This is a genomic window from Stappia sp. ICDLI1TA098 (assembly GCF_054880955.1).
Genome location: NZ_JBTZBT010000001.1, coordinates 1 through 13056, shown reverse-complemented (window position 1 = coordinate 13056; position 13056 = coordinate 1). Strand labels below are relative to the sequence as shown.

General features: G+C 62.6%; 6 protein-coding genes and 1 pseudogene. All 7 read left to right on the top strand.

Going from position 1 to position 13056, the window contains the following annotated elements:
* Positions 1-63 precede the first annotated feature (63 nt).
* Positions 64-1791: an IlvD/Edd family dehydratase gene (locus tag ACSLUQ_RS00035; RefSeq protein WP_461807351.1), complete on the top strand. Its 1728-nt coding sequence runs from the start codon at positions 64-66 to the stop codon at positions 1789-1791.
* Positions 1788-3212, top strand: coding sequence for a neutral/alkaline non-lysosomal ceramidase N-terminal domain-containing protein (locus ACSLUQ_RS00030; RefSeq protein ID WP_461807350.1), 1425 nt, complete (start codon positions 1788-1790; stop codon positions 3210-3212). The genes ACSLUQ_RS00035 and ACSLUQ_RS00030 overlap by 4 nt, the downstream gene beginning before the upstream one ends.
* A gap of 171 nt (positions 3213-3383) precedes the next feature.
* Positions 3384-4424, top strand: coding sequence for a LacI family DNA-binding transcriptional regulator (locus tag ACSLUQ_RS00025; protein WP_461807349.1), 1041 nt, complete (start codon positions 3384-3386; stop codon positions 4422-4424).
* A 310-nt stretch (positions 4425-4734) separates the two neighbouring features.
* Positions 4735-5538, top strand: coding sequence for a helix-turn-helix transcriptional regulator (locus ACSLUQ_RS00020; RefSeq protein ID WP_461807348.1), 804 nt, complete (start codon positions 4735-4737; stop codon positions 5536-5538).
* A 314-nt stretch (positions 5539-5852) separates the two neighbouring features.
* Entirely contained in the window at positions 5853-10508 is a 4656-nt protein-coding gene (locus ACSLUQ_RS00015; RefSeq protein ID WP_461807347.1) for an autotransporter domain-containing protein, read from the top strand.
* Between the two features lie 119 nt (positions 10509-10627).
* Positions 10628-11811 (top strand): annotated as a pseudogene (locus ACSLUQ_RS00010) (IS3 family transposase).
* Between the two features lie 89 nt (positions 11812-11900).
* On the top strand, positions 11901-12875 hold the full coding sequence (locus tag ACSLUQ_RS00005) for a GIY-YIG nuclease family protein (protein ID WP_461807346.1): 975 nt from the start codon (positions 11901-11903) through the stop codon (positions 12873-12875).
* Positions 12876-13056 lie beyond the last annotated feature (181 nt).

The window sequence follows — 13056 nt, the reverse complement described above, 5'->3', positions numbered from 1 at the left end:
ATATCCCCGGTTTCACGAACGGAAGATCACCAGGACCATCGCGCCAGCCTTGCGAGACACAAAATGACCCAGAAAAAAGACCCATTGCGGTCCGCCGAATGGTTCGGAGGGCATGAAAAGGGAGCCTTCATTCACCGAAGCTGGATGAAGAACCTGGGGTTCCCTCCACACCTGTTCGACGGCCGGCCCGTCATCGGCATCTGCAATTCATGGTCGGAACTGACGCCCTGCAACGGCCAGCTTCGCGACCTGGCCGAACATGTGCGGCGCGGCATCTTCGAGGCGGGCGGCTTTCCCGTCGAGTTTCCGGTGATGTCGCTGGGTGAATCGAACATGCGCCCGACCGCGATGATGTTCCGCAATCTCGCGGCCATCGAAGTGGAAGAGAGCATTCGCGCCAACCCCATCGACGGGGTGGTGCTGCTGGCGGGCTGCGACAAGACCACGCCCGCCCTTCTCATGGGGGCGGCAAGCTGCGATCTGCCAGCTCTCCTCGTGTCGGCCGGGCCGATGCTGAGCGGGAACTTCAACGGGCAGGTTCTGGGTTCAGGCACCGATGTCTGGCGGCTCAGCGAGGAAATGCGGGCCGGAACGATCTCGCCGGAACAGTTTTCGGCGGCGGAAGCGGCCATGAGCCGCTCGCCCGGAACCTGCAACACGATGGGCACCGCCTCGACCATGGCCTGCCTTTCGGAAGCAATGGGAATCACGCTTCCCGGAAATGCCGCCATTCCATCCGTGGATGCGCGCCGGCGCGTGCTGGCATTCATGAGTGGCAAGCGCATTGTCGAGATGGTGCATCAGGATCTGCGCATGTCGCGTGTCCTGACGCGCGGGGCCTTCGAAAACGCGATCTGCGCCAATGCCGCGATTGGCGGCTCAACCAATGCGGTCATTCACCTGCAGGCGCTGGCAGGCCGGGTCGAGGTGCCGTTCTCGCTCGACGACTGGAACCGTATCGGCCTCAATATTCCGACCATCGTTGACCTGATGCCTTCGGGACGCTTCCTCATGGAGGACTTCTTCAATGCAGGGGGCATGCAGGCGGTGCTGCGCAGGCTTCTGGATGCCGGGCGTCTTCACGGAGATTGCCTCACTGTGAACGGGCGGACGATTGCCGAGAACAATGGCGCGATCCGGGTTCTCAACGATGAGGTCATCCGTCCCATGTCCGCCCCGCTTACCCATAACGGGGGGATCGTGGTGCTGCGCGGCAACCTGGCGCCGAACGGGGCGATCATCAAGCCGTCCGCCGCAACGCCATCCTTGATGACGCATCGCGGCGCGGCGGTCGTCTTCGAGGATATCGACGACTATCACGCAAGGATCGACGACCCCGATCTGGAGGTCGACGAAACCAGTGTCCTGGTTTTGAAGAATTGCGGGCCGCGCGGCTATCCGGGCATGCCGGAGGTCGGCAACATGGGGCTTCCGCGCAAGCTGCTCCAGAAGGGCGTGACCGACATGGTGCGCATTTCCGATGCCCGCATGAGCGGCACGGCCTATGGCACGGTCATCCTGCATGTTTCACCGGAGGCAGCCATCGGCGGCCCGCTCGCGCTGGTGGAAAACGGGGACATGATCTCCCTCGACGCATCGGCGAACTCGATCGTGCTTGAGGTATCGGACGAGGACCTTGCGCGCCGCAGGGCAAGCTGGGTGCCGGCGGCCACGCCGGCCGGTGGTTTCGAGCGGCTGTTTTCAGATCAGATTCTGCAGGCGGATGAAGGTTGCGATTTCGAGCTTCTCAAGGGGCGGCGCGGCGCCGCCGTGGCACGGGACTACGTATGATGAAAGAGACGACCTTGTTGAAATGCGGAGTGGGCCGTGCGGACATGACACCGCCGGTGGGTATCCCTCATATCCTGTGGGGCGCGCGTACCGTCGATCTTGCCGAGAGCATTCACCTGCCGCTGCATGCGACGGCGCTTTGCCTTGAAAACGACGGGACAAGACTTCTGGTCTGCGACCTTGATCTGACGGGATTGCCGACAAGTGTCTGCAACGAGATACGCGCGACGATCGAGAGGGAAACGGGCGTTTCGGCCGCTGATATTTCCATAGGGGCCACGCACACGCACAGCGCACCGGTCTGGAATGCGGAGACGACAAACGGTCTGTCGCCGGACATGCCCGGCATGGACCTGATGCCGGCATGGCGCGAGAAGTCTCTGCAGGCCATCCTTTCGGCGTGCCGCCTGGCGGTTGAAAGCCTGCAGCCGGCCCGCGTTGCCTCCGGCTATGGTGCAAGCGAGGTCACGCTGAACCGGCGTTTCTCCACCCCTGAGGGGCGAATAGTGGTCAGCCCGCATCAGGGCGGGCTGCGCGACACGACGATAGCGCTCCTGCGTTTCGACGATCTCGACGGCAACACGATCGCGAGCGTCGTGGGCTACGGCACGCATCCTATCGTGCTTGCTCACCAGAATACGGCGATCAGCGCTGAATTTCCCGGAGCCCTGAAAGAGGGCGTCGAAAAGCTCGTCGGCGGTATCTGCCTGTTCCTGCAGGGCAGCGCGGGCGACCAGATCCCGTTCGAAGCCCTGAGCGGCGACGTGCGGCTTGCCGAGCGGATCGGCAACCGGATCGCGGCGGATGCCGCAACTGCGCTTACCGCGATGTCTCCGATGAACTACCGCATGGACTATAGCCACGTGGTGGAATCCGGAGCCCCGCTCGGTGTTCAGAAGAAGACGGTGCTTGCCGACAATCCCGCGTCGATCCGCGTGGCGGAAGCCGTTGCCGAACTGCCCGTAAAGCCGTTCGAACCCATCGATGTTCTGGAAGAACGCGCGGCTGCAACCAAGGCGGAACTCCATGCGCTGAAGAACAATGGTGCGGACCACGAAACGCTTGCCGATGTCCATTTCCGGGCGCGGCGCGCCGACATCATGCTCGTCATGGCGCAGCGCGTGCAGAATGTTTCATCGGTGCCGATCCCGATACGCGCGTTGCGCATCGGCGATGCGGTGCTGGTGTCGGCTCCGATGGAGATCTTTTCGGCAACGGGGCTTGCCATCCGCGAGGCTTCGCCCTTCGCAATGACCTTTGTTGGAGGCTACACAAACGGCACCGAAGGCTATCTGCCACCAGCCGACTGCTATGCAGAGGGCGGCTATGAGGTGGAGCTTGCCTGCTATGTCTCGAAGGATGCCGAAGCCGTTTTCCGGCAATCCGCCATCGAACTGGTGAAGTCGCTTCACACCGCCTGAAGGCGCCAAACTGCTGAAGGACGCACCCGGAAGAGCGGATAAGCGCATTTCCGGGCGCATAAGTCTCCGATTATCCACAGTCTCCAGGGTCTTCCAGCCGCAATTCGGCGTATATCAATGGAAGCAAGCTGAAGGCCCCTGTGGCGGGGCGGTAGTTGGGTTGAACGCGATATGGCCAAGAAGTCCGCCGTCGGGCGGTCACAAAAGCCGAGCCTCAAGGACGTGGCAAAACTTGCCAATGTCTCCATGATGACGGTGTCTAATGTCATCAACGGGCGCATGGCCCGTGTTGGCGACGAGGTGACCGCGCGCGTGCGCGAGGCAATTCGCGAACTCAACTACCGGCCCCAACGCAGTGGCCGCAGCCTGAGGCTGCAAAAGGAATTTGCGCTCGGCCTGACCGTACTGCACCCCGACCGGCGCTTTCTCGATGATCCCTACATTACCCAGGTTGCCGCCGGGATGAGCAATTATCTCGCCACCATAGGCTACAGTCTCATGGTGAACGGGTTGCGCAGCCCGGAGGCACTGGACACGCTGATGGAGCGCAGCTTCGGCTGTGACGGGTTTGCCGTCATGGTCTCGGGTGAACGCGAACAGAGGGTGCAGGTCTATAGAAAGCTCGCGCAGTTGCCGCCCCCCATGGTCGTCATCCAGGACGAACCTCCTCCGGACCTGCCTGAAGTCTCTTCGGTCCGCCAGGACGATGGTGCAGGGGCAAGAATGCTTGTCGAACGACTGCTCGACAAGGGAGCCAAGCGTATTTTGTTCGTAGCTTCCCGGCAGGTTTGGCCGGCCATGGAGCGACGGGCGGCCGCTGCGGCTGCGGCTGCGGGAAACCGGGCGGGCATCGACTATCTGTCCTGTAGCGAAGACGATTTCGAAGCATCCATCGACGAGATCGAATCGTGGTTGCGAAGCCACCCGAACACCGATGCGGTGATGGGCGGCAACGATCAGCTTGGCCTAGCGGCAATGCAGGCTGCAGAGCGATGCGGGCTCTCCGTTCCCGGCAACCTCATGGTGACCGGGTACAACGCCTTCCTGTTCCAGAAGTTCTCCAAGCCAACCCTGTGCAGCGTTGCCTCCCCTGCCTATGAAATCGGTCAGGAAATCAGTAAGATACTCATCGGCCTGATCGACGCGGAAGGGGCAGAAGCTCAGCATCTTCTGATGCCCGTCAGCGTCGTCGAAGGCGGTTCCATTGGCTGATCGGGAGCGCAGTTTTGCAACTTTTTGGATGTCCGCCGTCAGCATCGATGACAAGGCTTCAATGAGGACTGGGGACTAGCAGTCCTGCCGACAGAACGAAGATAAAACGAGAGCCTCGCTTGAGAGGAATCATCGGCATTCGGCTCCCCAAGCGTGGACCGCCGGATCGCGGAGTTTTCCCCCTTGATCACAAGGGCGGACTGGCAGCGCCATGGGGCGCACTGCGATCAGGTGGTTATACCGGATCACACCATGGGCCAGCACTCGCTATATTGTCTACGACGCTCCCTCATCATTTCACGGACTCTTCATGCAAATCGGTTTTTCCAGTCTCGACAGGATCTACGAGCTATGGGACGACCTTTCCGCCTTCGACGCGGTGGATATACAGGCGTCGCGCAGGTTTCTGCTGGAAGAGATCTGCGCCATGGTGGATGCGCAGAATGCGGACTGGATCGGCTGCGTGCGGCTGGACTGGAACCAGGGCGGCGATCCGATGAAGGGATGGCGGCCCCGCAGTCTCTTCACGCTGAACCCATGCGAGTTCACCAGTGAGGCGATCGACCAGGCCTTTGCGGAGATGGACGAGGGCGAACCGGACATCACCACGAGGCGCAATGTGGAACTGGCCGGAACGTTCCGGGTCCTGCTGTTGAGCGAACTGGCAACGCCGGAGTGGTTCGAAGGGCCGTCCTATCTGCGCTACTACAAAGCCCTGGACCGGCACGATTCCATCTGGGCGGGCATTCCCGTGAGCGCCGACGCGGAGTTGCAAATCGGGTTCCACCGCAGCTTCGAAAAGACGCCGTTCTCCCGCGAGGATCAGGCCCTGATCTTCCATGCGCTGCGCGGGCTTCGCTGGTTCTACCGGCACCAGCTGCTTGGCGAAGGGGTTGGTGTCGCCTCGGCACCACTCACCCCGACCGAACAGCTCGTCCTGCAGGGGCTGCTGCTCGGTCTGACAGAGAAGCGCATCGCGGAGCAGAACAACCAGAGCCCGCATACCACTCATGACCATGTGAAGCGGATCTTCCGCAAATATGGTGTTTCCAGCCGCTCAAGCCTGATGGCTCTGTGGCTCGGTAAAGGCCTGATATCGAACAATAACCCCTAAACAGGGGATACAACTCCCTCCCCCTCCGACGCCATAAGCGGCTTGTGAAAACGACTTGCGCCGCAGGAGAGCCGTGCCGGCTTTCCTGCGGCGCGCCGTCACATGACCTGACGGTGCGGCTCGAGGGAGAAACCATGGCCATGATCGACACGACGTCTCGCGCACCTTGCGAAGCGCTACATGACACGTCGAGCCGTGCAGAAAGGCCCTGGGCTCGCAGGCATGAAAGCCGCCAGAAAGCCCGCCGGACGAGTCCCGCGCGCCGGTGTGCCGTGCGGCTTCTCGCCTCGACGGCCCTGTGCGCCGCGTCGCTCATGACCTTGTCCGTCGAGACGGTACAGGCGGCGACCTATGCGGTTACGCAGGCAACGGATGACGGAAGCGGAACGGTCGCAGGGTCGCTGAGTTGGGCCATTGCCAGGGCGGGTGCCAGCGGCGACGTGATCGAGATCGATCCCGCCGTCGCGACCATCGCCGTGTCGGGCGGATTGCCGGCATTTTCGGCAAACGTCACGGTCCGTGCAAGCGCCCCGGTCGAGATCACCGGCTCTCCCTTCGCCGCATCCGGCACATCGCTGGTGCTGTCGGGCGAGTCGTCCACCAATGCACTCACCGCCGCCTTGTCGGGCACTGCGGCCGGCCGGAATGGGGGCAACGGTGGCAACGCAACAGACGCTGCCGCCAGCACTGCGGGAGATTCTGGCACGACAGCCGTTACGGGGAGCGGGGTTTCGCTGCGGCTGACCGGGTCCGCAACCGGCGGCAACGGCGGTTCAGGCGGCAATGGCGCCTATGACTCCGTCAATGCGAACGCCAGCGGCGGCGGAGCTGGCGCCGCCGCCGTCTCCGGCAGCGACGGCATGATCGAGAACCGCGGCACACTCACGGGCGGACACGGTGGCAACGGAGGCAATGGCGGCTTCCGTCACTCCGACAATGGCGGGAGGGGCGGCAATGGCGGTGCGGGTGGGGCCGGCATCGCGGGCAGCAACCTCACCATCGAAAACTCCGGCACGATCACCGGTGGCGCGGGAGGTCAAGGGGGCGCGGGCGGTAGTTCCATAATGGCCAGCACGGGGCCTGCCGGAAACGAAGGTGTCGGCGGGACCGGCATCTCCGGCTCAGACCTGACGATCGTCAACAGCGGCACGATTGCCGGCGGGCTCTCCGGCGACGGCGTCCGCGCCAATGCCATCGAATTCACCTCAGGCACCAACACACTGGAGCTACGATCCGGTTCAACGATCACCGGCAATGTCGTCGCGGGTGGCGGGAGCGACACACTTGTCCTGGGAGGAGATACCAGCCCTGGCGCGAGCTTCGATCTGGGCGATATCGGCACCAAATACACCGGCTTTGAAGCCATGTCGAAGACAGGCAGCTCCGCCTGGACCATGACCGGCACAGCCGGTGCCGCGCTCGGAGACCTGACGGTTTCAGGCGGCTCGCTCAACCTCGACGGGGCAACGGCGAGCGTAAGCAATTTTCACGTGGCGGATGGCGACGCGACGGTCTCGAACGGGTCCGGCATCAACAGCTACCGCATCTACCTGGGCGGCCAGGTGGGAAAGACAGGCACGTTGACCGTTTCGGGAAGCGGAACGTCGCTGAACAGCTCCAATAGTGCCTATCTCGGCTATGCGGGCGGTGATGCCGGGAGCCTGACCATCTCGGAGGGCGCCAGCCTGACCACCGGTTACAATGCCTTTCTCGGCGAGGCGGCGAACAGCACCGGTACCGTCAACGTGACGGGTGCGAACTCTTCCTGGTCAATTGATGATGATCTCCGCGTCGGGTACCGGGGCACCGGCTCGCTTTCCATAGCGGAAGGGGCTGCGGTGTCGGTCGGGGAAGAAACCTTCGTCGGCAACCTGGGTGGTTCAGAGGGCACACTCAACATCACCGGACCGGGATCGTCCATGACCGCGAATGCCAACATGGTCGTTGGCTCCAGCGGCAACAGCAAGGGCACGGTGAACATCGTCCAGGGCGGCGTCCTCGCGACATCGAAGTTGCTGATCCTGGGAGACGGGAGCGGTTCGAATGCCACGGTCACGGTGCAAGGCACAGGATCGTCGATCAATGCCGCCAGCGTTGTGACCATCGGCCAGAACGGGCAAAGCGCCACCTTGACCCTGACCGACGGCGGCGCATTGAACTCAGCCTCGACCGTCTATGTGGCGCGCTTCAGTGGCGCGGGCGTCCTGAACATCGGCGCAGCCGCCGGTGAAACCGCATCCGCCGCCGGCACCCTGACCGCGAGTTCGCTCACCTTTGGAAACGGTAACGGATCGCTGGTCTTCAACCACACAGACAGCGCCTACGCCTTCGCCACCGACATCGTCAGCAGGGGGACGATCGCGGCCCATGCGGGGACCACGACCCTGACCGGCAACAACGCCGCCTTCACCGGTAGGACAGTGGTGAACGGCGGAACGTTGCGCGCAGGCGGCGCAAACGCATTCGCCGACAACACCCAATACGCGATCAATGGCGGCACCCTCGACCTCGCCGGCCATGACCTGACGATGTCGCTGCTGTGGGGCACCGGCGGCACTCTGACCAGCACCGACTCTGAGGCCGATCTCGTTCTGGATCAGGACGACGTCACCGGATTTTCCGGCGAAATCACCGGCCTGGGCACCTTCACGAAAACGGGTTTCGGGACCGTGTTCCTGCGCGGCAACACGACCGTTTCCGGCACGATCGGCGTTGATGAGGGCATCATCAGCATCGGTGGCGGGAAGACCATGACAAGCGGGCGCGGTGCGATTACCGCAGCCGGCACAAGCGATGCCGAGTTCGAGATTTCCGGTGCGGGAACGCTATGGACCATCGGCTCGGACCTGACTCTGGGCGAGACCGGCGGCAGCGGAAGCGGCAACCTGTGGATTTGGGATAAGGCCGTGGTCAACGCCGCGAGCCTCGACGTCGGAAGCTCTTCCCGCGCAAGGGTCACTGTCGCGGGGGCCGGCAGCCGCTTGTCAATTGCAACCGCTGCGGCGGTGGGAAGCGGCGCCGGCGGGCAGGGAATGCTTGTGTTGTCGGACGACGGCGTTGCTGAAATCGGCGGCGGAACCGGGACGCTGGAACTCGGCAAATCGGCCGGCTCAAGCGGCACGCTCGTCTTCGGCTCAGAGGAAGGCGCGACGCCAGTCGGCGCGGGGACGCTGCTGGCCGGAACGGTTGCTTTCGGCGCGGGTGACGGCAGCATCGTCTTCAATCACGGGGATGCGGCCTATGACTTCTCAGCCGACGTCACCGGCGACGGCACGCTCGCCTTCCGGAACGGCGAGACGCTGCTCTCGGGTGACTATTCCGGCTTTACCGGTTCGGCCGAGATCTACCGCACCGGTGCGGCACGGCTTCAATCGAACTTCACCGGCGATGTCGGACTGCACTCGGGTGTCGTCTATGCGCTCGACACCACGCTTGCCGGCAGCTTTACCGTCAACGACGGCGCCCTGCTCCATGGCAACGGCACGATCGGCGGTCTGTCGCTGGCCTCGGGGGGAACGCTTGCGCCCGGCAACTCGATCGGGACCATCAATGTGGCCGGCGACGCCTCCTTCGGCCCGGGAAGCATTTACGCCGTCGAGGTGGACGATACCGGCGCGAGCGATCTGACGACGGCGACTGGACGCATCGACCTGACGGGCGGAACGGTCAATGTTTCGCTGTTGAGCGGAAGTACGGCTCCCCTTGCCCCGTCGACCAGCTACACGATCATGACCGGCGCTGGCGGCGTCTTCGGGAGTTTCGACAGCGTGACGGAGAGCTTCGCTTTCCTGGATGCAACGCTCGTCTACCAGCCGAATGCGGTGGTGCTTGAGCTGACCCGCAACAGCGCGAATTTCGCCTCGCAGGCACGGACCGCCAACCAGTTGGCCGTCGCCACGAGCCTCGACGGTCCGGCAACCTCCGCCACGCTCTATGGCGCGCTGATCGGCCTCGACGCCGCGTCGGCCCGCGCCGCCTATGACAGTCTGTCCGGTGAAATCCATGCTTCCTTGCCGGCGATGTTCGTGAGCGAAAGTGGCCGTCTGCGCGATGCCGTGACCAACCGCATTGCCAGCGGCTTCGACAGCCTCGCCCAAAACAACGGCGAGGCGGCTCCCTCGACAGCGCAGGAGCCTCTCACGAACCTGCAGATCTGGAGCCAGGCTCAGGGCGCCTACGCGATGTTCAATGGTGACGGCAATGCCGCCCGGCTTTCGAGCAGCACCGGTGGAGGGCTGTTCGGTGTGGAATCCAGCCCGACGCGGGATATCAGGCTCGGCCTCCTGGCCGGCTTCGGGCGGTCAACGGCAAGCGTCGACAACCGCGGATCAAGTGCTACGGCGGAGAGCTTCACGCTTGGCGCCTATGGCGCGGTTCGCACCGGCGCACTTCGCGTCGACGCCGGTGTCTCCCACAGCTGGCATCAGGTATCGACCAGCCGTCGCGTCGCCTTCGGGGGCATCGACGAGACCGTCACCGCCGACTATGGATCGCGCACCGCACAGGCCTTCGCGGACCTCTCCTATCGGGTCGAGACGCCCTGGCTCGGACTTGAGCCCTACGCCGGCCTCGCGGTGGTTCATCACCATGCCGGCGCCATAGAGGAGACCGGATCCGCCGAAGTGGCGCTTTCTGGCAAGGCCTCAGGGCAGTTCTTCGGGACAACGAACCTTGGCATGCGCCTGTCGAAAACCCTGGCGACGCGCGATGGCATGACCACCGAGCTGACCGGACGCCTCGGCTGGCAGCATGCCATCGGCAGCGTCACGGCCGACCGGCGCCTCGCCATTGCGGGCCTGGACAGCTTCTCCGTCCAGGGAGCGCCCATCGATCGCGACAGCGCACTCCTGCAGGCCGGCGTTCGCTTCAACTTCAGCGACCGCGCAAAGGTCGGCCTCACCTATCAGGGGCGCTTCGGGCGAAATGCCGTGGAACAAGGCGCCAACGCGAGACTTGAGGTTCGCTTCTAGCGAACCTGCGGTCCTGCGCGCTGGATCAGGCCGAAGGACTGCGTCGCGCTGGGATGACCTGCCACGGGTAATTTCCTCCACTTGGGACTAGAGTTCGGCCTCGATTGAAGGACGGACAGATGAAGAGAAAGCGGTTTGCGGACAAGCAGATCATTGCGGTTCTGTGAGAGCACGACGCGGGAGCGAAGGCGGGCGACCTGTCCCGCAAGCACGGGATCTCGGAGGCGACGCTGCATAACTGGAAAGCGAAGTATGGCGGGATGGACGTGTCCGACGCCAAACGGCTGAAGGCTCTTGAGGACGAGAACGCGAAGCTGAAGAAGCTGCTTGCCGATCAGATGCTCGAAGCCTCGGCACTTCGCGAGCTTCTTTCAAAAAATGGTAGGGCCCGCCGCGAAGCGCGAAGCCGTCGCGCATGTGAGGGCCGTGATGGGCCTGTCGGAGTGGCGGGCCTGTTCCTTTGTCGGTGCCGATCGCAAGATGATCCGCTACCGATCCCGGCGCCCACCGGAGACGGAACTGCGCGGTCGGCTGCGTGATCTCGCCAATGAGCGCCGGCGTTTCGGCTACCGGCGGCTTTTCATCTTGCTGCGGCGGGAGGGCGAGCCGTGCGGTATCAACCGCATCTATCGGCTCCATCGCGAGGAAGGGCTCACCGTGCGCAAGCGCCGGGTACGGCGACGGGCCCGTTGGCACACGTGCTCCGATCCTGGTCGAGGCGCGGCCCAATGCCCGCTGGATTTCGTCCATGATCAGTTTGCCTGTGGCAGTCGGTTCCGCGTGCTCAACATCGTCGATGACGTGATGCGCGAATGCCTGGGAGCGATCGCGGACACCTCGATCTCCGGTAGACGTGTCGCACGGGAACTGACCGACCTGATCGGCCGCCGCGGCAAACCCGGAATGATCGTATCCGACCACGGCACCGAGTTCACCTCGAACGCCATCCTCGCCTGGTCGAAGGATCACCGGGTGGAATGGCACTACATCGCCGCCCGGCAAGCCGATGCAGAATGGCTTCTGCGAGTCTTTCAACGGCTGCATGCGCGGCGAGTTTTTGAACGAGAGCCTGTTCTTCGGCCTCGATCATGCCCGCACCGCCATCGCCGACTGGGTAGAGGATTCAACACCGCGAGGCCCCATTCCTCGCTCGCCTACCAGACCCCTGCCGCCTACGCCGGGCTCCTCACCGCAACCGGCTCCAGCAGCTACGCATATCGAAAGCTCCGCGCCTCCGCCGGTTGCTCACCCCGCGCCGAACGGCGTAACAGAAGCCGTCGAGGCTCTAATCAGCGCCGGATGAAAGTCCAGTGGCGGGTCATTATTTGTCATTTACATCAACTGGGGGATGTCTGTTAAATGCCGCATGCGGGGATCGGCGGAGGGGGGATCATGTTCGGGAAATCAGTTCGGATTTTTTTGGTTGATGGGACGCCGACTGGCCTTCTGACAGCAGAAGTCATGAATTGGACCGGGCATGCGCTTGTATTGCCACGCTCACGATTGGTCGAGGCATTGAATCGGGAGGAAGCTGGCCGCACTGGCGTCTACCTTTTGATGGGGGAAGACCCAGAAAACCCGAGCCGCCAAATGATGTATGTCGGCGAGGGAGATACGGTCAAAACCCGCATCAAGAGCCATGCGACTGACGATACGAAGGACTTCTGGACACACGCCTGCATATTCACATCCAAAGACAAGAACCTGACGAAAGCCCATGTCCGCTATCTGGAGGGGCGCTTAATAGAATTGGCAGAAACTGCCGAGCGGGCGAAAGTTGCAAATCTCAAAGGGGCCAGTATCAGCTCATTCCTTCCGGAATCAGATACCTCGGACATGGAATATTTCCTTGCCCAAATTGAAGTGATCCTTCCCGTCGTCGGCATTGACGCATTGCGACCAAAGGCCCGCCGTCCGCGCCCACCTGCCGCCTTGGAAGGGCAGACAAACCTCTCCATAATTTCTGAGCCATTGGAATTGGAGCTATCGTCGAAGAAACATGGATATAGGGCCACCGCGCTCGAGAACGATGGCGAATTGACCGTATTGGATGGTTCCCAAGCCTTGGCTCAGCCGATGCATACCCGCAACGACTATGCAGGCTTGCGCCAGCAGCTCATCGACGATGGACTGCTTGTTCAGGACCTGAACAACGAAAACTTCTTGGTGTTTGCGGCAGCCGTTGTCTTCAAGAGCCCCAGTGCCGCGGCGTCGGTGATCAATGGCCGCAATTCCAATGGGCGAACGGAATGGGTCGTTAAGACGACGGGACAGACTTTAAAAGCCTATCAGGATGAAGCCCTGAAATCTGTGGTCGATGACGACGATAGCGGCCAACGAATGGGCGATGACATTGCGCCAAAATAGGTTTTGGGATTCAATATCCGCTAGACAAATCATGAGAGCGATTGAGTGACCTGCCCCCCGGTTGACGTTGCCCCAGTGAATTAATCCAGGTTGAAGTAGGCTCTGGCCCGACGAGAAGGACCAGAGATGAAGCGCAACCGGTTTTCCGAAGAACAGATCATAGGCATATTGAAGGAGCACG